Genomic DNA, 24,804 nt, shown 5'->3' on the forward strand with positions numbered 1-24,804 from the left:
TGAAAATTGGAGGCCCAGTGTCATCGATGGGACCTGCCGGATGGGACGCGATGCGCTCCATGCGGCGCGCGGACGACCTCAAAGGGGTCAAACTCTCCCCCGGCGTGAAGCGCCGCATCCTCCGCTTCGCGAGGCCCTACCGGCGCGACATCGGCTTCTTCATCGGGCTCGTGACGCTCATCGCGGCGATCGGCGTCGCCACGCCGGTTCTCGCGGGCGACATCGTCAACGAGCTCACCGGCGCGAACGGCACCCAGCGCGGGGTCGTCACGATCGCCGCGGTCATCGCCGGGCTCGCCGCGGTCGAGGGCATCCTCAACCTCGCGATGCGCTGGTACGGCGCGAAACTCGGCGAAGGCATCATCTTCGACCTGCGGCGGGTCGTGTTCGACCACGTCCAGTCGATGCCGGTCGCGTTCTTCACCCGCTCGCAGACCGGCGCGCTGGTCTCGCGGTTGAACAACGACGTGATGGGCGCGCAGCGCGCCTTCACGAGCACGCTCTCCGGGCTCGTCTCGAACGGCATCGCCGTGGCGCTCATCATCGGCGTGATGTTCTTCCAGTCCTGGCAGATCACGCTGCTGTCGCTGGTGCTCGTCCCGGTGTTCCTGATCCCCGCCAAATGGGTCGGCCGCAAGCTCGCGGCGCTCACCAAGGAGGGCTTCGACCTCAACGCCGCCATGAACACGCAGATGGCCGAGCGGTTCAACGTGGGCGGCGCGATGCTCGTGAAGCTCTTCGGCCGCCCCGCGACCGAGTCGTCGGAGTTCTCCGACAAGGCCGACCGGGTGCGCGGCATCGGCATCACCACCGCGATGTACGCTCGCACGTTCATCGTGGCGCTCACGCTCGTCGCCGGCCTCTCGCAGGCCCTCGCGTACGGGCTCGGCGGCGCGCTGGTCTTCGCCGGGCAGCTCAGCCCGGGCACCGTGGTGACGCTGGCGCTGCTGCTCACCCGCCTCTACGGGCCGCTCACGGCGCTGTCGAACGTGCGCGTGGACGTCATGAGCGCGCTCGTGAGCTTCCAGCGGGTCTTCGAGGTCCTCGACCTCCAGCCGCTCATCCGCGAGAAGCCGGACGCGAAGGAGCTGCCCGAAGGGGCCGCCTCGATCGCGTTCCGCGACGTCGACTTCCACTACCCGGGCGCCGACGAGGTCTCCCTCGCGAGCCTGGAGGACCTGGCCCGTCCCGACCGCTCGGACAACGGCCGCCAGATCCTGACCGGCGTCTCGTTCGCCGTGGCCCCGGGCGAGCTCGTGGCCCTCGTCGGCCCCTCGGGCGCCGGGAAGACCACCACCGCGACCCTGGTGCCGCGCCTGTACGACGTGTCGAGCGGCACGGTCGAGGTCGGCGGCGTCGACGTGCGCGATCTCTCGGCCTCCTCGCTGGCCGACCACATCGGCATGGTCACCCAGGACGCGCACCTGTTCCACGACACCGTGCGCGAGAACCTGCGCTACGCCAGGCCCGGTGCCACCGACGAGCAGATCTGGGAGGCCCTCGACCGGGCCCAGATCGGCGAGACGGTGCGCCGCCTCGAATCCGGTCTGGACACCGTGGTCGGCGAGCGCGGCTACCGGTTCTCCGGCGGCGAGAAGCAGCGCCTGGCGATCGCGCGGGTCCTGCTCAAGGCCCCGCCGATCGTGATCCTCGACGAGGCCACCGCCCACCTCGACTCCGAGTCCGAGGCCGCCGTCCAGCGCGCTCTCGACTCGGCCCTCGAAGGCCGCACCTCCCTCGTGATCGCCCACCGCCTCTCGACGGTGCGGCGGGCCGACAGGATCGTCGTCCTCGAAGACGGCCGCGTCGTCGAGTCCGGCACCCACGAGGCGCTCGTCGACCGCGGCGGGCTCTACGCGGAGCTGTACAAGACCCAGTTCCAGGAGGCGGGGGTATTGTAGGGTGCAGAAACCGGTTCGGCGGGATATCCGACGAAGTGGCGGAAGGCCGGCAACGGCAGCACATCCCAGACAGCGGCGCCCGCTCCGCACCGGGGAGCACGATCCCCGGAACGGAACGGGCGGCGAGTCTGAACATCAACATCGCAAGGAAACACAGTAATGGCGCAAGGCACAGTCAAGTGGTTCAACTCCGACAAGGGCTTCGGCTTCATCGCCCCTGATGGCGACGGTCCCGACATCTTCGTCCACTTCACCGCGATCACCGGCAGCGGCTACCGGTCCCTGGAAGAGAACCAGCGGGTCGAGTTCGACGTGGAGCAGGGCCAGAAGGGTCCGCAGGCCGCCAACCTGCGCGCACTCTAAGCAATAGGCGAGCCGAAGCCGCTGCCCTTCATGCGAAGGACAGCGGCTTCTGTAGTGCCTACGGCCTACCAGGGGTAGTAGGAGACCAGTTCGATCACGACCTCCTGGTACTCGGCGGGCAGCTCCCGCTCGTCGATGACGTTCCCGTCCTGGCCGACGAGGTACTGCGTCGTCGTCCCGCCGTCTTCGACCAGGATCAGCATCTTGCCGTCGTCGAGGAACACCACCTGCTCGTCGCCGTCGCCGCTGACGGGCAGTTCCAGCGGTCGACCGGTCTCGGCGTCGACGTAGTACTCGCACTTCCACGGATCGATGTCGCCCTCCTCGGCGCGGTACTCCTGGATGCAGACCTCGCCGCGATCGGCTGCGATCCCCGTCGGCCACCACAGGTCGTCGCCTTCCACGTCGCGCGAGAGCCCGGGCAGCGCTACCGCGTCGGAGCCGTCGGGCCGCATGACCGTGTCACCGGTCCACACGTGCTCGCTGTCGGGCAGCCAGACACCGCCGCAGTACAGCTCCTCCGCCACCTCCGTGATCTCGCCGGTGGCCACATTGAGCATGTAGCTCTTGGGGTCCTCGAACCCGACCGGTTCGGTGAACAGGACCTTGTCCGAGTCGGGGGACCACCTGATCGGGCAGTGCACCGGCTCGACCGAGAACGCCGCGAGGTTCGGGTTGGCGGAGTCGTACCCGATCTCCACATAGGCGGCACCGCACCCGTCGGCGCGGTTCACCGCGATCACCCGGTTCGAGTCCGGGGCCACGTGGTACTCGTACTCGCCCCCGGCGTCGATGCCCTCCGCCGTGCCGTCCGCGAAGATCCACCACGAGCTCGGTCCGGCCTCGGCATCGGTGAGCCGGTAGATCGGGTTCTCCGGGATCTCGTCCAAGGACCTGAGGGTGCCCGACCCGTCCATCGCCGGGAACTCGAAGCCCTGGTCCGCCCAGTCCTGCGGTCGCATCCCGCATTCCGTGGTGATCTCCTCCGCGCCGTCGACGTTGTCCGAGTCCTCGTCCGGGCTCGGCTCCTCGACCGTGGTCGGGTCTCCCACCGGAGGCGTGCCGTCGCCGTCTCGGTTGCCGATCAGGCCGGCCGTTCCGGCCCCGGCCAAGGCGAGCGCGGTGACCGCGCCGATCGCCCCGGCCGCGAAGCGGCGGCGCCCGATGGAGCGGGCGCGGCTGACGGCGCCCGCCGCGAGGTCCCGCGAGGGCCCCGGGTCGTCCCCCCCGATGTCGTGCAGCAGCGTGCGGATCGACTCAGGCATGGCGTTCTCCTCTCTCGGCCTGGAACTCTCGCTCCCATTGGGCGAGCTGCACTTCCGGGTCCCCGTCGAGCACCAGCTCGGGGAGGGTGCTCCGGAGCCGCCGCAGGCCCCGCTGGACGCGGGCCCGCAGGGTGGTGACCGGGCAGTCCAGGATCGCCGCGGCCGCCGTCTCGGTCTGGTCCTCGAAGTAGCGCAGCACGATCGCCGCCCGCTGCGTCGCGGGCAGTGCCAGCAGCGCCGCGTGCACGGTGAGGCGCAGCGCGGTGTCCGCCTCGCCGCGGACATCGGCCCGGTCGGGCACCGCACCGGTCGCGAACTCCGCGACCTTCTTGCGCCGCCAGAAGCTCACATGCAGGTGGTACATGGTCCTTCTCGTGTACGCCTCCGCGTTCGCGGTGCGGTGCAGGCGCTTCCACGAGCGCCAGGTGCGGGCGAGCGCGTCCTGGACGAGGTCCTCGGCGAGGCCGCGGTCGCCGGTCAGCAGGTAGGCCGAGGCGCACAGCGCCTTCGACCTGCCTCTGACGAAGTCCTCGAACTGCGTCCTAGGTGGAGCTTCCGGTGGTGCCCCTGACGGGTGAGTCGATCCGCTCACGGTCGGTTCCGTTTCTGTCGGCAGAATGCGGTGGAGATACCTGCTAAGACGGGAAAGCGGGCACCGGTCCGCATCCTACGAACGGTCAGCTACGACTGGCCGAACGGACAGGGTCCGAATCACCGAAACCGGATTGAGACCATCGGCCACCACCAGGCACACTGTCCCAGTGGAAATCATCGAATTGAACGCCGAAGACCCCGACTTCGTCGAACAGGCCTTCGCCGTGCTGACCGCCGCCCACCACGCGGACACCCCCGAGAACCCCGCGCCCGTCGAGCGCTTCTTCAAGACCCTCTTCACCCACGCCTTCCCCGGCCGCGCCAACCACTGGTTCGGCTGCGTCGAGGACGGCGCACTCCTCGGCCACACTCGCGTCGCCTTCTTCACCGACGAGAACCTCGAACTCGCGATGCTGCGCTTCGGCGCCGTCCACCCCGACCACCGCGACCGCGGCGTCGGCACCGCCCTCCTCGACCACGTCGAGCGCTTCAGCGCCGAGCACGGCCGCACCACCGCCCTCACCAGCGCCCCGGTGTACTGGGAGAACGGCCCCGCGCGCGACGAGGACTTCGCGCGGCTCCTCGAATCCCGCGGCTACACCAAGGCCCTCACCACCGTCAACCGCCGCAGCCCCGTCGACCCCCTCGGGCCCGAACGCGAAGCCGAGCAGTACGCGAAGGCGCTGGCCGCCGCGGGCGACGCCTACGAACTGCGCCAATGGGTCGGCGCCGTCCCCGACGACCTGCTCGACACCATGTGCCGCATGGAGACCATGATCATCAGCGAGATTCCCTTGGGGGAGATCGAGATGGAGGTCGAGCACGTGACCCCCGAGAAGCTCCGCGGCCGCGAGGCCGTCTACGCCGCCGAAGGCCGGATCATCTCCCACACCGTCGCCGTCGAGCGCACCACGGGCGAGATCGTGGCGTGGACCGAAGTCGGCATCGACGAGGGGGACTACCGCGACGCCCACCAGGCCATCACGATCGTGGATCCCGCCCACCGCGGCCACCGCCTCGGCCTGCTCCTCAAACTCGCGAACCTCCGCCAGATCCGCGAGCGGTTCCCGCATGTCGAGTACATCTGGACCGACAACGCCGACGTGAACGCCCCGATGATCGCCATCAACGAACTCCTGAAATACACCACTGTGGATGCCAGCGCCGAGTACCAGCTCAAGCTGGAGGCACAGTGATGTCGGAAAGCCCAGCGGCGGTGGAGATCCGCCGCGTACACCTGGAGGACAAGGACGCCCTGAAGCAGGTCCACGAACTGTTCGAGCTCGTCCGCGCCACCGAGACCCCTGAACTCCCACCCGTACCCGAGGACCGCTACGCCGGGGCCCTCGAACACCCGCCGCCGAACTCCGAGTACCGCTGCTACACGGCGGTGGACGACGGCACGGTCCTCGGCCAGACCTGGGTCTACCTGCCACACGACGAGAACGCGCACTACGCCGAGATCGAACTCGCGGTCCACCCCGACCACCGCCGCCGCGGCCTCGGCACCGCGCTCCTCGACCACTTCCTGCGGCTCTCCCGCGACGAGCACCGCAGCGAACTCGTCATCCGCGTCCGCGCCGCCGTCGAAGGCGGCCCGAGCCGCCCGGAAACCGGGGCGAGATTCCTCGAGAAGCACGGCTTCACCAAGGCGCTCACCGAGATCGACCGCAGCCTCCGGATCGACGCGATCGACCCGGAGGCGGAGCAACGCCTCTGGGACGCGTCGATCGCCGCCGCCGAAGGCTACGAGATCGTCTCCTGGATCGGCCGCAGCCCCGAGGAGTACGTCGAAGGACTCGGCCGGATCGACTCCCAGATCTTCGCCGAAGTCCCCCTCGGCGAGCTCGACCTGCGACCCCGCACGGTCGACGCGGATTTCGTCCGCACCCGCGAGGATCGCGCCGAAGCCAAGGGCGACATCCTGGTCCGCACGATCGCGGTCCACCAGGCCGGCGGCGACCTCGCCGCCAACACCCTCATCTACGCCCATGAAGGCGAGGAGCACGCCGGCCAGGCCATCACCATCGTCGACCCGGCCCACCGCGGCCACCGCCTCGGCCTCCTGACCAAACTCGCGAACCTCCGACAACTGCGCGAGCACCACGGCCACGTCACCACCATCTGGACCGGCAACGCCGACAACAACGCCAACATGGTCGCCATCAACGATCAGATGGGCTTCCGCCCCGTCGACGCACTCCTCTCCTACCAGCGCAAGCTGGACGTCTGACCGGTTCCGCCCGCGCCGGACCGAACGGCGCGGGCGGAACCGGAAAATTCGGTTGCCGCAGGTCCCCGGCGCTGTCCACACTGACGTCATGGAAATCATCGAACTCGATCCCGCAGACGGTGACCTCGTCTCAGGCGCCTTCGACGTCATGCGGGCCACCCACGCGGCCGATCACCCCGAGAGCCCCGCCCCGCACCGGGCCGCCTTCATCAAGGGCCTGAGCTACCCGCCGCCGGACGAGGACGAGGCCCACTTCGTCGCCGTCGAGGACGGCCAGGTCCTCGCCCAGCTCGGCATCGGCATGCCGAACCGCGCCAATCTCCACTTCGCCTGGGCCTGGATCAACGTCCACCCCGACCACCGCCGCAAAGGCATCGGTACGGCCCTGTTGGACCACTTCATCGCGCACGCGCGCGAGCACGGCCGCACCGAGATCACCCTCGACACCCATATGACCTGGGAAGACGGCATCGAACGCTCCAAGGCCGGGCAGCTGTTCCTCGAAAAGCACGGCTTCAAGCTCGCGCTCACGGTGATCAACCGCCGCTGCGCCGTGGACGCCCTGGGCACCGACACTGAGCAGGCACTGCTGGAGAAGGCCCAGGCCGCAGCCGGCGACGAGTACGAGATCATCTCCTGGGTCGGGCGCACACCCGCCGAACTGGTCGAGACGATGGCCCGCATCGACTCCACCATCCTCGCGGAAGTCCCGCTCGGCGACCTCGACCTCGAACCCGAGACCATCGACGTAGAGCTGAGGAACGCCAAGGCCGACCGCACCGAGGCCATGGGCATCGTCCCGATCCATACGGTCGCCCGCTACCGCCTCAGCGGCGAGGTCGTCGCCAACACGGCAGTCTTCGTCCACGACGACGGCGAGTTCCCGGACGCTTACCAGGGCATCACGATCGTGGACAAGAACCACCGCGGCCACCGCCTCGGCCTGCTCCTCAAGATCGTCAACCTGCGGCTGTTGCGCGAGAACTTCCCGCACGTCCGTGCGATCTGGACCGACAACGCCGACGTCAACGCCCCCATGATCGACATCAACGTCACCCTCGGGTACGAGATCGTCGACGCCGGAGGCGAATTCCTGCGCAAGCTCGAGGCCTGACCCGAATCGGACCGATCCGCCGGGGACATCGCCTCGAAATGGTGTCTCCAGGCACAAGCCGACCGTGTAGGTGGCATTCGCCGCCCACGGTCGGCTATTGTCAACAGCTGGCCCTCTTTGTGGCCCGATCAGGCGCGTCCCGCCCCATCACCGTCGGCTCATGGTGAACCAAAGCTCCGCGGAACGTGCGTCACTTTACGAAGTCGTTCTCGCGGAAGGCGAACCATGACTCTTGACAAAACTGTGCCCGATGCTGCCGTCAGCGCATCCGACGCCGCACTCGAAACCACCGAAGCCCCCGAAATCGCCGAGGCCCCCGTCGCGGAAGCCGTCGAGGTGAACGAGGCTCCGGCCGCCGCCGAGACCGCTCCGGTCGAAGCCGTCGTCGAGGCCGCTGAAGCCGTGACCGCGGAAGCCGCGCCGGCGGAATCCGTCATCGAGACCGTCGCCGACGAGGCTCCCGCCGAGGAGTTCTCCGTCGAGACCGCCGACGTCCCCGCTTACACCGGCCCGTCGTTCGAGGAACTCGGCCTGCCCGAGAAGATCACCGCCGCGCTGGCCGAGCAGGGCATCATCACGCCCTTCCCGATCCAGGCCGCGACGATCCCCGACGCCCTCGCCGGGCGCGACATCCTCGGCCGTGGCCAGACGGGCTCGGGCAAGACCCTGGCCTTCGGCCTGCCGACCCTGGCCCGCCTCGCCGCGGGCGGTCGCACCAAGGCCAAGCGGCCCCGCGCGATCATCATGACCCCGACCCGCGAGCTGGCCATCCAGGTCGCCGAGTCGCTCCAGACCTTCGGCGACGCCGTCGGCATCGACATGAAGGTCGTCTGCGGCGGCACGGCGTTCAACCGCCAGATCGACGCGCTGCGCTCCGGCGTCGACATGCTCGTCGCCACCCCGGGCCGCCTGCGCGACCTGATCCGCCGTGGCGAGTGCTCGCTCGACTCGGTCGAGCTCGCCATCCTCGACGAGGCCGACCAGATGGCCGACATGGGCTTCCTGCCCGAGGTCGAGGAGCTGTTCGACATGCTCCCCGTCGGCGGCCAGCGCATGCTCTTCTCCGCCACCCTGGAGAAGGAGATCGACGTCCTGGTCCGGAAGTACCTGTCCGACCCGGTCACCCACTCGGTCGACCCGTCGGCCGGCTCCGTCACCACCATGTCCCACCACCTGCTGCTCATCGGCCCGCGCGACAAGGCCACGATGACCGCGGCCGTCGCCGCCCGCCCGGGCCTGACGATGGTGTTCGTGCGGACCCAGCTCGCCGTCGACCGCATCGCGGACGAACTGCGCGAGGCCGGCGTCAAGGCCGAAGGCCTGCACGGCGGCATGTCGCAGGTCGACCGCTCGAAGGTCCTGGACCGCTTCAAGAACGGTCGCCTGGACGCGCTCGTCTGCACCGACGTCGCGGCCCGCGGCATCCACGTGGACGGCGTCGACATGGTCCTCCACGTCGACCCGCCGAAGACCCACAAGGACTACCTGCACCGCGCCGGGCGCACCGCCCGCGCCGGCCAGTCCGGGCATGTGGCGACCCTGGTGCTGCCGCACCAGAACCGCAGCATGTTCAGCCTGATCGAGCGTGCGGGCGTGGAGGCCCAGCGCCACTACGTGAACGACAACTTCGACCCCGAGCTGACCGCGCTGATGGGCGCCCGCAACTTCACCGACCTGCGCGCGGTGGCGGCCGACCACCAGGCTTCGCAGAACGACGCGGAGGCGGCCCGCCTGGAGCAGCAGATCCAGCGACTGAAGGAGGACGCCGAGGGCCTGCGTGCCCAGGCGACCCGTCTGCGCGAGCAGGCCGAGCGCGAGATCCTCGACCCGCCGAAGCGCCGCGACCGCGATGACCGCGGCCCGCGCCGTGAGCGCGACGACCGCGGCGGCGAGCGTCGCGGCGGTTCCAGCGGTGGTTACCGCGGCAACCGTGAAGGCGGCAGCGGCGGCGGCTACCGGGGCAACCGTGAAGGCGGTTCCGGTGGCGGCTACCGGGGCAACCGTGAAGGCGGTTCCGGTGGCGGCTACCGCGGCAACCGCGAGGGCGGTTCCGGCGGCGGCTACCAGGGCAGCCGTGAAGGCGGCTACCGCGGCAACCGCGAAGGCGGTTCCGGTGGTTACCAGGGCAGCCGTGAGGGCGGCTACCGCGGCGGCGAGAGCCGCAGCGGGGGCTACTCCGGTGGCGGCGAGCGTCGCAGCTACGGCGACCGCGACAACCGCAGTGGCGGCTACCGCGGCGGCGAGAGCCGCAGCGGCGGTTACAGCGGTGGCGGCGAGCGTCGCAGCTACGGCGACCGCGACAACCGCAGCAGCGGTGGCGGCGGCTTCCGCAGCGACGACCGCGGCAGCCGCGGTGGTTTCCGCGGCGACGACCGCGGCGAGCGCGGCGGCTTCCGAGGCGACCGCGAGCGTCGCGACCGCTGGTAAGCACCGCATCGTCGGGCGATACTGACTGAGCAAGCGGCCCTGGGGAACTCGTTCCCCAGGGCCGCTTCGCGTCCACCGAGCGAACGATGCGGCCTTCGACGGGTCCGAGTAACCTGTATGAGCCCCGATCCGCCCCCTCGCAGAAGGCTCTGGATGGACTCCGCCCCCCGAACGGCAGCCGCGCTCGGCATCGACTTCGGCACCCACCACACGGTCGCCACGGTCCTCCGCGACGACGGCCGCCGGCACCAGCTGCTCTTCGAAGGCACGCCACTCCTGCCTTCAGGGATATACCTCGACTACGAGGCATCCATTCATGTGGGACGCGACGCCGCCCGCGAGGGCCGCCGCCGTCCCGAACGCTACGAGCGGAACCCGAAGCTGCGCCTGGACGCCTCGTCGATCCTGTTGGGGGACCAGGAGGTCCCGGTGCGCGAGGCGGTCGCGGCGGTACTGCGCCGCGTCATCGCCGACTGCGGCGCGATCGCGGGCGTGCCCCGGTCCGTCACGGTCACCGTCCCCGCCGGGTGGGGCCCGGCGCGTCGCCACATCATCGGCGACGCGGCCGTCGCCGCCGGTGCGGTGTCGCCCGTGCTCCTGCCCGAACCGGTGGCCGCCGCCCGCTACTTCGCGGAGGTGCTCGGCCACGACCTCCCGCCCGGCCGGACCCTCGTGGTCTTCGACCTCGGCGCGGGCACGTTCGACGCGAGTGCGGTGGCGCGCACCGACACCGGCTACGAGGTGCTCGCCGTCGACGGCTCGGACCGCATCGGCGGCCACTACCTCGACCAGACCCTCGTGGACTACTTCGGCGGTCGCTTCGCCGCCTCCGAGGAACGCGCCGCAAGGTGGGCGGCGCTGCTCGACCCGGACGCCGGCGCCGAGAAACTGCGGCAGCGCTTCATGCTCTACGACGAAGTGCGCGAAGCGAAAGAGCGCCTGTCGCGCCACACGAGCACCGAGATCGCGGTGCCGGGCTTCGCCATCGAGGAACTGCTCACCCGCTCCGAGCTCGAACTCCTGGCCCGCCCCCTGATGGCCCAGGCCGTCGAGATCACCAGGGCCGTGATCCGCGAGGCCGGGCTCGCGCCCGAACAGCTCGCGGGCCTCTTCATGGTCGGCGGCGCGAGCCGGATGCCCTTGGCCGCCACCATGATCCACCAGGAACTCGGCGTCGCGCCGACGCTCATCGAACAGCCGGAACTGGTCGTGAGCGAGGGCGCCGTCGCGATCCAGGCTCCGGTGCAGTCGCCCGCGCCGCCGCTCACACCGGCGGCCGCCGCGCCGCCCCACACGCCTGCCGTCGGCGTCACCGCGCCGATGTACACCCCGTTGCCGCCACCGACGCGACCGCTCGCCGCCGACCCGACGCCCGAAACCGTCCAAGGCCCGCCGACCACCCCGATGACCGGCGCCCTGCCGCCCTTGACCCCTCCCTCGCCAAAAGCGCCTCAGCGCTCGCCGCGGCCGTCGACCCTCTTCATCTTCGGCATCCTCATCGCGCTCGTCATCGGCCTGGTCCTCTCCGCGCTCCAGAACGGCGGTGACGGCGATCCGGGTGGCGATCCGACCTCCAACGCGGCCTCGGAACCCGAGACGAGCCCGACGCCCGACGACCTCGTCGACGGCGACGTCGTCTCCGAATGGGCCGAGGTCGAGATCGTCGACGTCCAGACCACCGCCAGCTCGATCACCGTCGTGACCAACGCGGCCGAGGAGCTCGGGAGCTGCTTCGCGGACATCAACGGCGCCGAAGCGGCGGCCCCCATGCTGCCGGTGCCATGCAATCGGGTCAGCGTGACCGGCCTGTGGGCCTCCGAGACTTATGAGGTTCGGGTCTACCGTGCGGATCCGGACGATGACGCTCTTTTCGTAACGGCCGAAACCGAGACGGTCGTCGGCGAGGTCTACTGGGACTGCCCGCAGACCCGCGAGTACTGCCAAGACCAGGGCGGCGAACCGGGCATCCGCGGTACCGCCACCGTCCCCGGCAGCAGCATCGGCACCGCCGCCGTCGGCGAGACCTTCCACCTCAACTGCACCTACGCCGCCGAGGAGATCACTCCGCGCGGAGAGGAGGAAGACGGCTTCTGGGACTACCACCCGGGCAAGGACGCCTCCGACCTCATGATCCAGGTGGAGCTGCCCGACGGCGCCAAGGGCTACATTCCCTTCGTGTGGCTCGTGATCGACCCGGAGGACCTGAACTCCCTGGGGGGCCTTCCCGAGTGCTGAACCAAGGCACGGTTACAGCGGCTTGAACCCGCGCACCGGTCCCGCCCCCTCCTCGGCCAGCGCGTCCTCCCGGTTGTAGATCGTGCACTTGTCGATCGAGAGGCAGCCGCAGCCGATGCACCCGTCGAGGTCCTCTTGGAGCCCCCGCAGGTGCGCGATGCGGTCGTCGATCCGCCGGCTCCATTCGGCGGAGAGGCGCTGCCAGTCGGCGCGGTCGGGGATGCGCTTGTCGGGCAACCGGTCGAGGGTCTCCTTGATCTCGTCGAGGGACAGGCCGATCGACCGGGCGGCGCGGATGAACGCGACGCGGCGCAGTTCGGCGCGGCGGTAGCGGCGCTGGTTGCCGCCGGTGCGCATCGAGCGGATGAGGTCGAGCGACTCGTAGTAGCGCATCGCCGAGGTCGTCACGCCGGCGCGCGCGGCGAAGTCGCCGATGGCCAGCATCGTCGCCGGATCGTGGGAAGTCATGTGGCCCTGCTCACTTCGGTCTTTACTTCAAGTCGACTTGAAGTTACATGATGCTCCGCGTGAACGTCACTTTCGAACAGGTCCGGGAGCTCGCGCAGCGCACCGTGACCGATGTGCGCTATCCGGTCGTCAAGAGCTACACACTGGACGCGATCTGGGTGCTCTACGACCGGGTCCTGCGCGTCGACCCGCAGCGGCTCGACGATCCGTCCCGGGACCGGTTCCTCCTGTCGAAGGGCCACGGGCCGAGCGCCTTCTACGCGGTCCTGGCGGCCAAGGGCTTCATCCCGGCCGAGTGGCTCGACGGCATCGCGGCCCTCGAATCCCCGCTCGGGTCCCATCCCGACGCGACCCTGGTGCCGGGGGCGGAGATCTCCTCGGGATCGCTGGGCCACGGCCTGCCGCTCGGGGTCGGGCTCGCACACGGCCTGCGCGCCACCGGATTCGGCGACTCCCGCGTGTTCACGCTCGTGGGCGACGCCGAGCTCGACGAGGGCTCGAACCATGAGGCGATCGCGTACGCCGGGGCCGTCGGTCTCGCGAACCTGAACGTGATCGTGGCCGACAACGGCTCGGCCTCGCACGGCTGGCCCGGCGGCGTCGCGTCCCGCTTCACGGTGAACTGCTGGAGCGCCGCCACCGTCGACATGGCCGACCACGAAGCGCTGTATCGGTCCTTCACCGCGCCCCATCCCGACCGGCCGCACGTCACGGTCGCCGTCTCCGAGACCACCCCCCACTGACCCAGGAGAGAACCGATGGTGTTCCGTACCGACCCGTTGACCGATGACATGCAGCCCTTGACGATGCGCGACGCCTGGGCCGCGCGCACCAATGAGCTGCTCGAGGCCGACCCGCGCGTCGCCGTCGTCCTGGCCGACATCTCCGCCGACCTGTTCCGCGAAGCCGCTGCCGCCCATCCCGATCGGGTGATCAACGTGGGCATCCGCGAGCAGCTGATGGTCGGCGCGGCCGGGGGACTGGCGCTGGCCGGGCTGCGGCCGATCGCCCACTCGTACGCGCCGTTCCTGGTGGAGCGCGCGTTCGAGCAGATCAAACTCGACTTCGAGCACCAGGGCACGAGCGGCGTCCTGGTGAGCGTGGGCGCTTCGTACGACTGGGCCGAGGGCAGCTTCACGCATTTCAGTCCGCGCGACGTGGCGCTGTTCGACACGCTGCAGCGCTGGCGGGTGTTCGTGCCCGGCCATGCCGCCGAGGTTCCGCCGCTGCTGGACCGGGCGGTGCGATCCGACGAGGGCGCCTACATGCGGCTCTCGCTGCGCCACAACGAGAACCCGTACGCCGTCCCGGACGATGCGCTCCTGGTCCTGCGTGAAGGCAGGCGCGCCACGGTGGTCGCGGTGGGCCCGCTGCTCGACAACGTCCTGGAAGCCACCGCCGATCTCGACGTCACGGTGGCGTACACGAACACGCCGCGCCCGCTCGACATCGAAGGCCTGCGGGAGCTGGCGGCGGACACCGGCGACGCGGTGGTCATGGTCGAGCCCTATCTGGAGGGCACCTCGGACTGGCTGGTCTCGCGGGCCTTCGCGGACCGGCCGCACCGGCTGCTGTCGATCGGGGTGGGCCGAGATGAGCTGCGCCGCTACGGCACCGCGGCCGAGCACGAGCACCTGCACGGCTTGGACGCGGAGGGCGTCCGCGCCCGTGTGCGCAAGTTCCTGGCTCTGCTCTGAACGACCGTCTCATGGAAGGCCGGAGCCTCCGAGCATGAATCGCTCGGAGGCTCCGGGTCCAGTCGTACCGGTTACGCGAGGCTCTCGGCGCGCAGCGGTTCGTCCTCCTTCTTCTTTTCGCCCACCTTGTTGAGCCAGAGCGAGTCGACTGCCAGTGCGCCGCCGCCGGAGAAGCCGATGGCGAGGGCGACGGCGGCCAGCAGGAGCACGTACTCGTAGCCGCCTTCACGGGAGAAGAACGCGCCGTTGAGGGGGTGGACGAAGTACATCGCACCGAGCATGACGCTGGCGAGCCAGAGTCCGGCGAGCGGTAGGAGCGCTCCCACAATAAGCATCGATCCGCCGATGAGTTCGGCTCCGACAGCGAAGTAGGCCGACAGCGTGGGTGCCGGGATGCCCAAGCCCTCGAAGCCCTGCGCGGTCGCGTCCATGCCGTTCTCGTTGAACTTCTGCCATCCGTGCGCAATGAAGACGACGCCGAGGACGACGCGTCCGATGAGGAGACCGATCGGTTGGAGTCGGTTGATCATTTATGCCCTCCAATAGGGGTGTCATGCCGCGTCCGGCCTGCGAGAGGCACTGGGGCGGTCGGTGCCGACCGCTGCAGCGGAGGAGCCTGAAGCGACTTGTTGCCTTTTCAGCTAAAGGAGAAGTTTAGCAAAATGTAATGATGGAAGTAAATATCTGCTGGCTAGGAATACCATGCGCGTTTTGCGTCGTGCTGACGCGTGACAAATGCCGGAAGAGCGGGCACAATGCGCGCACCTTCCGCCGCCGTCCGAGGCGGCCCGCTCAGTGGCGGCGCACGGCCTCTTCCACGAGCTTGAGGATGCGGGTGATCTCGAGGTCGTCGCGGCCCGTGGCGAGATAGCGCACCAGGCCGTCGTACATCAACTGCAGGAACCCGGCGAGGACCTCGATGTCGACGTCGGTGCGCAGCACCCCGATCTCGCGCTGGTGCTCCAGGCGCTCCCGGCTCGCCTCCGCGATCGCCTCGCGCCGCCGCCCCCAGGCCTCGGCGAACTCCGGGTCCGTGCGCAGCCGCCGGGCCACCTCGAGCTGCGTGCCCAGCCAGCCGGCGATCTCGGGCTTGTCGGCGCCCGTCGTCAGGTCCTGCATCACGCCCACCAGGCCCCGCTCGGCCACCGTCGCCGCCATCTCCGCCGCGTCCACGGACGCCACCGCCAGGAACAGCGCGTCCTTGTCCCGGAAGTGGTGGAAGATCGCACCGCGCGAGAGCCCCGTCGCCTCCTCGAGCCGCCGCACGGTCGCTCCCTCGTATCCGTACTTGGCGAAGCACGAGCGGGCGCCGTCGAGGATCTGCTGACGGCGGGAGTCGAGGTGTTCTTGGCTGACGCGAGGCACCCGGCAATCTTGCCACCTGGGATTGGCCCTGCCCCACTGAGTCGCCTACCGTTGTCCTACGAGAACGGCGGGAACGACGCATCGACCGGTGCGGCAGGCAGGGGAGCGGCGCATGAAGCAGAGCGATTTCTGGGACCGGATGAACGAGACCTTCGGGGCCGCCTACGCCCGGTCGGTCGCCTCCGACCACTCGATCGGTCAGCTCGGCGGCCGCACCATCGACCAGGCGCTCGCCGAGGGCGAGAACGCCAAGGCCGTGTGGATGGCCGTCTGCCGCGCCTGGCCCGAACGGATTCCCTCCCGGCTCGTGCGCTGACCGCGCCTCCGGGATCCGCGTTCCTCGTTTCTGCGAACCGCGCTCACCTTATTTCCGCGAACCGTGCTTCCTTCATCTCTGCGAGATGTGCCCTGTTCGAACAAGCCGTTGTCCTAGGTTGTCGGAGGGGGCGGCTACCGTATTCGACATGGCTAAGCAGACAGGTTCCAGGGGAGGCGGCATGAACTCCGCACAAGACAAGTCGAAGGCGCTGGATCTCGCGCTCGCGCAGATCGACAAGCAGTTCGGCAAGGGCTCGGTCATGCGGCTGGGGGAGAAGCCCAAGCAGAACATCAAGACCATCTCGACCGGCTCGATCGCGCTCGACGTGGCGCTGGGGGTCGGCGGTCTCCCGCAGGGCCGGATCATCGAGATCTACGGTCCCGAGTCCAGTGGTAAGACCACGATCGCCCTGCACGCCATGGCGAACGTGCAGGCCGAAGGCGGCGTGGCCGCGATGATCGACGCCGAGCACGCGCTCGACCCGATCTACGCCGAGAAGCTCGGCGTGAACGTGGACGACCTCCTGGTCAGCCAGCCGGACAACGGCGAGCAGGCCCTGGAGATCGCCGACATGCTGGTCCGCTCCGGCGCCGTCGACCTCATCGTCATCGACTCGGTGGCCGCGCTCGTGCCGCGCGCCGAGATCGAGGGCGAGATGGGCGACTCGCACGTGGGTCTGCAGGCCCGGCTCATGAGCCAGGCCCTGCGCAAGATCACCGGCGGCCTGAACAACACGGGCACCACGATGATCTTCATCAACCAGCTGCGCGAGAAGATCGGCGTGATGTTCGGCTCGCCCGAGACCACCGCCGGTGGTAAGGCGCTCAAGTTCTACGCCTCGGTGCGCTTGGACATCCGCCGGATCGAGACGCTCAAGGACGGCGGCGAGGCCGTCGGCAACCGCACCCGCGTCAAGGTCGTCAAGAACAAGGTCGGCTCGCCGTTCCGCCAGGCCGAGTTCGACATCCTCTACGGGCACGGCGTGTCCAAGGAGGGCTCGATCATCGACATGGGCGTCGAGCACGGCATCGTGAAGAAGTCCGGCGCCTGGTACACCTACGAAGGCGACCAGCTCGGCCAAGGCAAGGAGAAGTCCCGGACCAACCTCAAGGAGAACCCGGACCTGGCCTTGGAGATCGAGAAGAAGATCAAGGAGAAGCTCGGCGTCGACGCCGCCGCCGATGCGCCGGACGAGGTCGAGATTGAAGAACCCCCGGTCGACTTCTAAGCCGAACGATCCCGAGGCGGCCCGGCAGTACTGTCTCCAACTGCTGTCGGGCCGGCCCCGCACGCGCTCCGAACTCGGCGACTCGATGCGCCGCAAGGGCTTCGAAGAGGAGATCGTCACCGAGATCCTGCAGCGCTACGCCGAGGTCGGCCTCATCGACGACGCGGTGTTCGCCCGCGCGTGGGTCGAATCCCGCCATCGCAGCCGCGGCCTCTCCAAACGGAGCCTGGCGGGGGAGCTGCGCCGCAAAGGCGTCGACCCCGACTTCGTCGACGCCGCCGTCGAAGCGGTCACCGACGAGGACGAACGCGAAGCGGCCCTCGCCCTGGCCAGGCGCCGCTACCGGTCCCTGGCCGGCCAGACCGACGACACCGTGCTGCGCAAGCTCGTGGGCATGCTCGCCAGGAAGGGCTACGGGTCCGGCATCGCGATCCCGGTGGTCAAGCAGGTCCTCGCCGAAGCGGAGAGCGATGCGGCCGAACTCCTCGACGAGGACGCCAATTTCGAGTAACACTGAGTCTCACGAAGCGGACCGCGACTCGTGAGGTGCGCACCGCCTCAGCCGTGACCTGTGGGGTCTGACCGGCGATGGGTGTTCCAGGATTCGGAATGCGGCAGGTCGGTAAGGAGCCGTTAACGCGTTCGACATACCATTGGCCGCGACGACGCAGCGCCGCGCCCGGTCCTCCGTCTCTCCTTACCTTTGCGAGGTATCCATGACCGAACCGAAACCCGTCGTGGTCATTGCCGACCCGCTCGCGCCCGCCGCGATCGAGGTCCTCTCCGGCGACTTCGATGTCCGGGAGATCGACGGTACGAACGTGGAGTCCCTCCACGCCGCGCTGGTCGAGGCCGATGCCGTGATCGTCCGCTCCGCCACCACCATCGACGCCGCCGCTCTCGAGCACGCGCCGAAACTCAAGGTCATCGCCCGCGCCGGCGTCGGGCTCGACAACGTCGAACTGCCCGCCGCCACCGAACGCGGCGTCATGGTCGTCAACGCGCCGACCTCCAACATCGTCTCCGCCGCCGAGCAGGCCATCACGCTGCTGCTCGCCAGCGCGCGCCACATCGCCCGCGCCGACGCCTCGCTGCGCGCCGGGCGCTGGGACCGCAAGAAGTTCACCGGCGTCGAGATCCAGGGCAAGACCCTCGGCGTCATCGGCTTCGGCAAGATCGGCCAGCTCGTCACCACCCGCATGCAGGCCTTCGACATGGACGTCGTCGCCTACGACCCGTACGCGCAGCCCGCGATCGCCGCGAAGCTCGGCGTCAAGCTCGTCGACCTCGACACGCTGCTGGCCGCCGCGGACTTCATCACCATCCACCTGCCGAAGACCCCCGAGACCGTCGGGATCCTCGGCGAGGACGCGTTCAACAAGGTCAAGCCGGGCGTGCGGATCGTCAACGCCGCCCGCGGCGGCCTCATCGACGAAGAGGCCCTCGCGGCCGCGCTCCAGGACGGCCGCGTCGCCGCCGCCGGCCTCGACGTCTTCGTCAAGGAGCCGTGCACCGACTCGCCGCTGTTCGCCCTCGACAACGTGGTCGCCGCCCCGCACCTGGGCGCCTCCACCCGCGAGGCCCAGGACAACGCCGGCCTCGCGGTCGCCAAGAGCGTCCGCCTCGCGCTGTCGGGCGAGTTCGTGCCCGACGCCGCCAACGTGCAGGCCGGCGGTGTCGTCCACGAGGACGTGCGCCCGCTGCTGCCGCTGGCCGAGCGCCTGGGCCGCACCTTCAACGCGCTGGCCGGCGCCGCCGTCCAGTCGCTCACCGTCGAGGTCCGCGGCGACGTCGTCGACCACGACGTCACGGTGCTGCAGCTCGCGGCCACCAAGGGTCTGTTCGTGGACGTGGCCGACTCGGTCACCTACGTGAACGCGCCGCTCGTGGCGGACCAGCGCGGGGTCGAGGTCGGCCTGTTCACCTCGAAGGAATCGCCGGAGTACCAGACGCTGATCACCTTGCGCGGCGCGCTCGTCGACGGGCGGAGCCTCCAGGTGTCCGGCACGATCAGCCCCGGCCCGCACGGCGGTCTGCGCCTGACCGAGATCGACGGCTTCGAGCTCGACATCGACCTGGACGGCTCGCTGCTGTTCCTGCGCTACACCGACCGCCCCGGCGTCGTCGGCCTCATCGGCGGCGCGCTCGGCGATCTGAGCATCAACATCGCCGCGATGCAGGTGGCCCGCATGGCCGCGGGCGGCGAAGCCGTCATGGCCATGGCCCTCGACGCCCCGGTGCCCGCCGAGCTGCTCGGCCGCATCAAGGAGTCGGTGGGCGCCACCGGCGCCAAGACGGTGACCCTGAAGGATTGACGGGCTCGGCGTTCCACTCATGTGGCGCGCCGGACCGATTCCACCTATTGAGAGTCGTTCGTCGGAATGCGGGACGGGTGCGTTAAGGTGAACGCACTCGCCCCGCATTTCCGCGTTCTCCAAGGGGGAACCGGCCGGTCTGGGACCGGAAGCGGCGCACCAGTTCGCGTCAGCGACTGAGGACGAAACCAGAGAGGCAGCATGAGCAGGATCGCGGTCATCCCGGGCGACGGGATCGGGCAAGAGGTCATCGCCGAGGCGCAGAAGGTGCTCGCCGTGGCCCTTCCCGGCTACGAGTCGACCGAGTACGACCTGGGCGCCCGCCTGTACAACCGCACCGGCGAGGTGCTGCCCGAAACCGTCCTGTCCGAACTGGACGAGCACGACGCGATCCTCCTGGGCGCCATCGGCGACCCGTCGGTCCCGCCGGGCGTCCTCGAGCGCGGCCTGCTGCTGAAGCTCCGCTTCGAGTTCGACCAGTACGTGAACCTGCGGCCCAGCCGCCTCTACCCGGGCGCGTCCTCGCCGCTGGCCGACGTCAAGCCCGGCGACATCGACTTCGTGGTCGTCCGCGAGGGCACCGAGGGCCTGTATACCGGCGCCGGCGGCAACCTCCACACCGGTTCCGCGGCCGAGATCGCCACCGAGGAGTCCCTGAACACCCGCTACGGCACCGAGCGGGTCATCCGCGACGCCTTCGAGCGGGCCAAGCGCCGCCGCGGCCACCTGACCCTGGTGCACAAGACCAACGTGCTCGTGCACGCCGGCGGGCTCTGGAAGCGCACCTTCGACGAGGTCGCCGCCGAGTACCCGGGCATCACCACCGAGTACCAGCACGTCGACGCCGCGGCCATGTTCCTGGTGAACCGGCCCCACACGTTCGACGTGATCGTCACCGACAACCTGTTCGGCGACATCCTCACCGACATCGCGGCCGCGGTGACCGGCGGCATCGGGCTGGCGGCCACGGGTTCGATCAACCCCGACCACACCCACCCGTCGACGTTCGAGCCCGTCCACGGCTCGGCCCCCGACATCGCCGGGCAGGGCATCGCCGACCCGGTCGCCGCGATCTCCTCCACCGCGCTCCTGCTCGAGCACCTGAACCGCCCCGACGCCGCTGCCGCGGTGAACGCCGCGGTCGAGCGCGAACTGGCCGGACGCGACTCCGGCACCAAGATCCGTACCGGCGAGGTAGGCGACCGAGTAGCCGCCGACGTCGCCGGACAGCTCAGCTAACACCAAAGCAGCTTCGACGCCCGGCGGGCCAGCGCTCCGACAAGAGCGCCTCGCCGGGCGTTTTTCCGTGTCAACGTCGACCCGGGCCACGCGCCGCTCGACCACCTGAACGAGCGGTAAGTTAGGCATCAGGACCATGAAGCATCGCCATACTTAAGCCATTCGCACTGAAGGACAGATCAATGACCAGCGAAGGTCTTCCCGACCTGCGGCACGAGCCGCACCCGAACCCGACTCCGGCCGCGATGCGCGAGCGCATCCTCGACAACCCGGGGTTCGGCACCAACTTCACCGACCACATGTTCCAGATGACCTGGACCGAGGGGCGCGGCTGGCACGACGCCGTCGTCAAGCCCTACGGGCCCCTGACGCTCTCCCCGGCCGCTGCGGTCCTGCACTACGCCCAGGAGATCTTCGAAGGGCTCAAGGCCTACCGCTACCCCGACGGGGGCATCGGGTTGTTCCGCGCCGAGGCCAACGCCCGCCGGCTCAACATCTCGGCGCAGCGCATGGCGATGCCGTCCCTGCCCGAGGAGTGGTTCCTCGCCTCGATCCGCGAGATGATCGCCGTGGACGGGGACTGGGTGCCGAGCCTGGAGGAGGCCAGCCTCTACCTGCGGCCGTACATGTTCGCCTCGGAGGCGTTCCTCGGCGTGCGCCCCGCGAAGGAGTACACGTACCTGGTCATCGCCTCCCCGGCCGCCGCCTACTTCAAGCACGGGCCGAAGCCGCTGACGCTGTGGGTCTCCGAGGAGTACAACCGGGCCGGGCCCGGCGGCACCGGCGCGGCCAAGGCCGGCGGCAACTACGCCGCGAGCCTCCTGCCGCAGGCCGAGGCCATCGAGCACGGCTGCGACCAGGTGGTCTTCCTCGACGCCGTCAAGTACGAGAACGTGGACGAGCTCGGCGGCATGAACCTGTTCTTCGCCTATGAGAACGAGCGGGTGCTCTACACGCCGAAGCTCGGCACGATCCTGCCCGGCATCACCCGCGACGCGATCTTCACCCTCGCGACCGAGGCCGGCTGGGAGGTCCGCGAGACCGAGTACTCGCTCGCGCGCTGGAGGGACGACGCCCAGTCCGGCATCCTCTCCGAGGCCTTCGCGTGCGGCACCGCCGCGGTGATCACCCCGGTCGGCACCGTCAAGGACCGCTCGGGCGAGTTCCAGATCAACGGCGGCGAGGCCGGCAAGTTCACGATGCAGCTGCGCCAGACCATCCTCGACCTGCAGCACGGCCGCGCCGAGGACACCCACGGCTGGACCGTCAGGGTCGCCTGAACGCGAATCGACGAGCGGCGGGGAGCGGGCTTCGGGCCCGCTCCCCGCCGCTCGTTCGGGACCGGTACCGGCAACGCGGACTTATCGTGGGGGCATCCCGGATCGGGCAAACCCGGGTGCAGTGTCGCATTACCCCCGTAACCTTGTACTCCACGCGCGGAGTGCTTGCGGCACTCCGCGTCTCGTGCGCAGCGGACAAGGGAGGGACGTTGGCCGAGGTCACCATCCAGTTGAACAAGTTCGGGGTCGAGCGCGGCCGCATGTGGCAGGCCGTCGTCGCGGCCCTGGCCATCGCGCTGCCCCTGGCGTTCTGGATCGGCATCGAACGCGCCCTCGGCGACTCCGTGCAGCAGATCGACCCCGGCGAGACCCTCTACCTCCAGTCCTATCCCGTCACCGGCGCCAGCCTCGAGTTCCTGCTCCCCGGCGAGGGCTGGACCTCCCCGGGCATCCACATGGCCGACCAGCTCCAGAACTTCAGGCACGGCAGCCTCACCGCCGCCGTCGAGGTCGACACGAACGTCGAGAGCCTCGAGAACCTCCTGGTCCGCCGTGCCGACCCGATCATCAACGAGCGCGGCTACGCGTACAACAACGAACGCGCCTACACGAACGAGGCCTCGGGCCTCTCCGGCTACCGCGCCGACATCGTCGGGCTCGACACCGCCGGGTCGATCACCGTCGTCGGCGAGGACGGCGGGGCGGCCGCGATCCTCATCCTCATCGCCCCGGGCGACGACCCGAACAGCGCCACCGTCGACCCCGATCCGATCATCGACACCTTCGCACTGGAGGGCAAGTGATCGTCCGGACCGAACGCGTCGTCGTCGAAAGCCAGGGCGCCTTCATCCGCATCAGGCGACCCGCCTACTGGCTGTTCGTCGCCTGCCTCGTCTACGGTCTGCTCGAACTCGGCCGAGTCCTCTCACCCGACTACGGCGACATCGCGACCGCGCTGTGGGCCTCCATCGGCGTCAACGCGGTGCTCGCGTACTTCTTCCTCGACATCCTCGCGCGCCTCGACCTGTTCGAACGCGAACCGCCGACCGTGCGGGCCGCCGCGATGTGCTGGGGCGGCCTCACCGCCGTCGCCTTCGCGATGTTCGCCAACGACGCCGCGCTCGTCGTCCTCGCCGAGTACACCGACGCCCAATGGGCCCGCACCTGGGGCCCGTCCATCGTCGGGCCGCTGAACGAGGAATGGCTCAAGGCCATGGGCGTGGTCATGCTCGTGCTCATCGTCCGCGAGCACTTCGACCGCTCCATCGACGGCCTCATCTACGGCGCGCTCGTGGGCCTGGGCTTCCAGGTGGTCGAGAACCTCACGTACGCCATCAAGTACGCGGTCATGAACCCCAACTCCGACCTGACCGGCGCGCTCACGGTCACGTTCACCCGCGTCCTGGTGGCCGGACCGTGGTCGCACCCGCTGTACACCGGCGCGGCCGGGCTCGGCATCGCGTTCTTCGTGACCCAGACCCGGCGCCGGCTCAGCACCCGCTGGGGCGTCATGATCGGCCTCTACGCGCTGGCCCTGGGGATGCACGGCCTGTGGAACCTGCCGCTGCCCTCGAGCCTGCCGCCCGCGCTGTCGATCCCGCTGAGCTACGGCAAGGGCCTGATCATCCTGTGCCTGTTCTTCGTGCTCTACCATTTCGCGGCCCGCGCCGAATGGCACTGGTTCGTCACCACGATGTCCGATCAGGACGAAAGCGTGATCACGACCGGGGACCTCACCGAGATGCGGTCGCTGCGCAGCAGGCGCAAGGCCCGGCAGCGTGCGCACAAGCGCTGGGGCAAGGAGGCGTCGCAACTGCTGGGGCAGCTCCACCGGGAGCTGGTGAACCTGGCGGCGCTCGTCGCCCGCGACCAGCGCCGCGGCGAGGACGTCCCCGACGGGCCCGACGTGGCCGCGGTGAAGCGCAACATCGCCGCGATTCGGGCCGAGCTGGCCGAGGCCATGGCGAAATAGCGGCTCAGCCCTCGATGGGGCCCTTGCGCGGGATCGGCGCCCTCGGGCCGAGCGTGGCCCGCTCGGCGTTCGGCTCCGCGGTCGGCGTCGACGTCGGTTCCTGGGTCGGCTCCTGCGTCAAGTCTTCGGTCGTGGTCACCGTGGGGCTCGGCGTCGGCTCCTGTGTGGTCGGGGCCTCCGTGGTGGGCTCCTCAGTGGGCGCCTCGGTCGTCGGCGCTTCCTCGGTCGGCTCGTCCGTCGGTTCCTCGGTCGGCTCCTGCGTGGGGGAGGGCGACACTTCGCCGTCCTCTTCCTCTGCGGGGCGCGAGGTCTCGTCGCCGACCGGCACCAGCCCCGGCGCCTCCCCGACGGTCTTGCCCCGGGCCTCGACCTCGGCAGTGGAAGTCGCGGCCTCCGGATGCGGGGCTTCGTTCGTCCCAGTAGAGGATTCGGCTTCTGAAGATTCCGCGTCCTGGCCGGTCGTGTCGGCGCCTAGGCCGAACCAGCCTTCGGTGATGTCGGAGTCCTCGTCGCCCAGTCCCACCATGCCCGGCACCGGTTCTCGCAGGAACGCCCCGGTCGCGATCACCCCGCCCGCCACCGCGACTACCGTGATCGCCCCTATCCGCTGAATCCGCCGCGAGCGGCGCAGATCGTAACCGAGCGATCGGAGCGCGCCTTTGGTCTCGCGCCCGATGGCGCCGAAGAGTCCCACCTGAGTCCCACCGTCCATTCGTTTCCTTCACTCGAATCAACGAGCGAGGCGACCGGTGGTAACCGTTGGGTCACTCGTGCGTGGAACATAAGGCC

At 69.5% G+C, this 24,804-nt stretch carries 23 protein-coding genes; 17 read left to right on the forward strand and 6 right to left on the reverse strand.

Annotation, left to right across the window (positions count from 1 at the left end):
• The first annotated feature begins 26 nt into the window (after window positions 1-26).
• Together ACFO8M_RS17695 and ACFO8M_RS17700 are read left to right on the forward strand one after the other, a co-directional pair.
• Complete coding sequence (locus ACFO8M_RS17695; protein ID WP_387977961.1) at window positions 27-1,901, forward strand: ABC transporter ATP-binding protein; 1,875 nt, start codon at window positions 27-29, stop codon at window positions 1,899-1,901.
• Between the two features lie 159 nt (window positions 1,902-2,060).
• The gene (locus ACFO8M_RS17700) at window positions 2,061-2,264 is read left to right on the forward strand and encodes a cold-shock protein (protein ID WP_387977963.1); all 204 of its coding nucleotides are present in this window, start codon (window positions 2,061-2,063) and stop codon (window positions 2,262-2,264) included.
• Window positions 2,265-2,329: 65 nt separating this feature from the next.
• Here the strand turns inward: ACFO8M_RS17700 and ACFO8M_RS17705 are convergent, their stop codons facing one another.
• On the reverse strand, window positions 2,330-3,529 hold the full coding sequence (locus ACFO8M_RS17705) for a hypothetical protein (RefSeq protein ID WP_387977965.1): 1,200 nt from the start codon (window positions 3,527-3,529) through the stop codon (window positions 2,330-2,332).
• Window positions 3,522-4,121, reverse strand: coding sequence for a SigE family RNA polymerase sigma factor (locus ACFO8M_RS17710; protein WP_387977967.1), 600 nt, complete (start codon window positions 4,119-4,121; stop codon window positions 3,522-3,524). Before ACFO8M_RS17710 ends, ACFO8M_RS17705 begins: the two co-directional genes overlap by 8 nt.
• Window positions 4,122-4,290: 169 nt before the next feature.
• On the opposite strand from ACFO8M_RS17710, the gene ACFO8M_RS17715 reads away from it, so the two are divergent.
• The 5 genes from ACFO8M_RS17715 to ACFO8M_RS17735 all read left to right on the forward strand — a co-directional run bounded on the left by ACFO8M_RS17715 (window position 4,291) and on the right by ACFO8M_RS17735 (window position 12,132).
• A complete protein-coding gene (locus tag ACFO8M_RS17715) occupies window positions 4,291-5,319 on the forward strand; it encodes a GNAT family N-acetyltransferase (protein WP_387977969.1) in 1,029 nt (342 codons plus the stop codon).
• Window positions 5,319-6,356: a GNAT family N-acetyltransferase gene (locus ACFO8M_RS17720; RefSeq protein WP_387977971.1), complete on the forward strand. Its 1,038-nt coding sequence runs from the start codon at window positions 5,319-5,321 to the stop codon at window positions 6,354-6,356. Before ACFO8M_RS17715 ends, ACFO8M_RS17720 begins: the two co-directional genes overlap by 1 nt.
• Window positions 6,357-6,444: 88 nt before the next feature.
• Entirely contained in the window at window positions 6,445-7,470 is a 1,026-nt protein-coding gene (locus ACFO8M_RS17725; protein ID WP_387977973.1) for a GNAT family N-acetyltransferase, read from the forward strand.
• Between the two features lie 225 nt (window positions 7,471-7,695).
• On the forward strand, window positions 7,696-9,897 hold the full coding sequence (locus ACFO8M_RS17730) for a DEAD/DEAH box helicase (RefSeq protein WP_387977975.1): 2,202 nt from the start codon (window positions 7,696-7,698) through the stop codon (window positions 9,895-9,897).
• 153 nt (window positions 9,898-10,050) lie between these two features.
• Window positions 10,051-12,132, forward strand: a complete 2,082-nt coding sequence (locus ACFO8M_RS17735) for an Hsp70 family protein (protein WP_387977977.1) — start codon at window positions 10,051-10,053, stop codon at window positions 12,130-12,132.
• Window positions 12,133-12,144: 12 nt separating this feature from the next.
• Here ACFO8M_RS17735 and soxR read toward each other — a convergent pair whose 3' ends face one another.
• Window positions 12,145-12,600 carry a redox-sensitive transcriptional activator SoxR gene (gene soxR, locus ACFO8M_RS17740; RefSeq protein ID WP_387977979.1) on the reverse strand — a complete coding sequence of 152 codons (456 nt, stop codon included), beginning with the start codon at window positions 12,598-12,600 and terminating at the stop codon, window positions 12,145-12,147.
• 50 nt (window positions 12,601-12,650) lie between these two features.
• Between soxR and ACFO8M_RS17745 the strand changes: the two genes are divergently transcribed.
• A complete protein-coding gene (locus tag ACFO8M_RS17745) occupies window positions 12,651-13,343 on the forward strand; it encodes a transketolase (RefSeq protein WP_387978128.1) in 693 nt (230 codons plus the stop codon).
• 63 nt (window positions 13,344-13,406) lie between these two features.
• Window positions 13,407-14,297, forward strand: coding sequence for a transketolase family protein (locus ACFO8M_RS17750; RefSeq protein WP_387978129.1), 891 nt, complete (start codon window positions 13,407-13,409; stop codon window positions 14,295-14,297).
• A 71-nt stretch (window positions 14,298-14,368) separates the two neighbouring features.
• On the opposite strand, the gene ACFO8M_RS17755 is transcribed toward ACFO8M_RS17750, so the two are convergent.
• Together ACFO8M_RS17755 and ACFO8M_RS17760 are read right to left on the reverse strand one after the other, a co-directional pair.
• Window positions 14,369-14,827 (reverse strand): DoxX family protein, encoded by a 459-nt coding sequence (locus ACFO8M_RS17755; RefSeq protein ID WP_387977981.1) that lies wholly within the window; start codon window positions 14,825-14,827, stop codon window positions 14,369-14,371.
• A 262-nt stretch (window positions 14,828-15,089) separates the two neighbouring features.
• Window positions 15,090-15,662, reverse strand: a complete 573-nt coding sequence (locus ACFO8M_RS17760) for a TetR/AcrR family transcriptional regulator (protein WP_387977983.1) — start codon at window positions 15,660-15,662, stop codon at window positions 15,090-15,092.
• A gap of 112 nt (window positions 15,663-15,774) precedes the next feature.
• Here ACFO8M_RS17760 and ACFO8M_RS17765 point away from each other — a divergent pair, with 112 nt between their 5' ends.
• The 8 genes from ACFO8M_RS17765 (at window position 15,775) to ACFO8M_RS17800 (ending at window position 24,015) form a co-directional block, all read left to right on the forward strand.
• Window positions 15,775-15,978 (forward strand): DUF3046 domain-containing protein, encoded by a 204-nt coding sequence (locus tag ACFO8M_RS17765; RefSeq protein WP_387977985.1) that lies wholly within the window; start codon window positions 15,775-15,777, stop codon window positions 15,976-15,978.
• 181 nt (window positions 15,979-16,159) lie between these two features.
• The gene (gene recA, locus ACFO8M_RS17770) at window positions 16,160-17,209 is read left to right on the forward strand and encodes a recombinase RecA (RefSeq protein ID WP_387977987.1); all 1,050 of its coding nucleotides are present in this window, start codon (window positions 16,160-16,162) and stop codon (window positions 17,207-17,209) included.
• Entirely contained in the window at window positions 17,184-17,720 is a 537-nt protein-coding gene (locus ACFO8M_RS17775; protein WP_387977989.1) for a regulatory protein RecX, read from the forward strand. Before recA ends, ACFO8M_RS17775 begins: the two co-directional genes overlap by 26 nt.
• Before the next feature lie 205 nt (window positions 17,721-17,925).
• Complete coding sequence (gene serA / locus ACFO8M_RS17780) at window positions 17,926-19,524, forward strand: phosphoglycerate dehydrogenase (protein ID WP_387977991.1); 1,599 nt, start codon at window positions 17,926-17,928, stop codon at window positions 19,522-19,524.
• Window positions 19,525-19,725: 201 nt separating this feature from the next.
• On the forward strand, window positions 19,726-20,763 hold the full coding sequence (locus tag ACFO8M_RS17785) for a 3-isopropylmalate dehydrogenase (RefSeq protein ID WP_387977993.1): 1,038 nt from the start codon (window positions 19,726-19,728) through the stop codon (window positions 20,761-20,763).
• A gap of 182 nt (window positions 20,764-20,945) precedes the next feature.
• Window positions 20,946-22,043 carry a branched-chain amino acid aminotransferase gene (locus tag ACFO8M_RS17790; RefSeq protein ID WP_387977995.1) on the forward strand — a complete coding sequence of 366 codons (1,098 nt, stop codon included), beginning with the start codon at window positions 20,946-20,948 and terminating at the stop codon, window positions 22,041-22,043.
• Window positions 22,044-22,252: 209 nt separating this feature from the next.
• On the forward strand, window positions 22,253-22,846 hold the full coding sequence (locus ACFO8M_RS17795; protein WP_387977997.1) for a hypothetical protein: 594 nt from the start codon (window positions 22,253-22,255) through the stop codon (window positions 22,844-22,846).
• On the forward strand, window positions 22,843-24,015 hold the full coding sequence (locus ACFO8M_RS17800) for a PrsW family intramembrane metalloprotease (protein ID WP_387977999.1): 1,173 nt from the start codon (window positions 22,843-22,845) through the stop codon (window positions 24,013-24,015). The genes ACFO8M_RS17795 and ACFO8M_RS17800 overlap by 4 nt, the downstream gene beginning before the upstream one ends.
• 4 nt (window positions 24,016-24,019) lie before the next feature.
• Here ACFO8M_RS17800 and ACFO8M_RS17805 read toward each other — a convergent pair whose 3' ends face one another.
• The gene (locus ACFO8M_RS17805; protein ID WP_387978001.1) at window positions 24,020-24,727 is read right to left on the reverse strand and encodes a hypothetical protein; all 708 of its coding nucleotides are present in this window, start codon (window positions 24,725-24,727) and stop codon (window positions 24,020-24,022) included.
• Window positions 24,728-24,804: the final 77 nt, after the last annotated feature.

Source organism: Glycomyces rhizosphaerae (assembly GCF_042647865.1).
Lineage (GTDB): Bacteria > Actinomycetota > Actinomycetes > Mycobacteriales > Micromonosporaceae > Glycomyces > Glycomyces rhizosphaerae.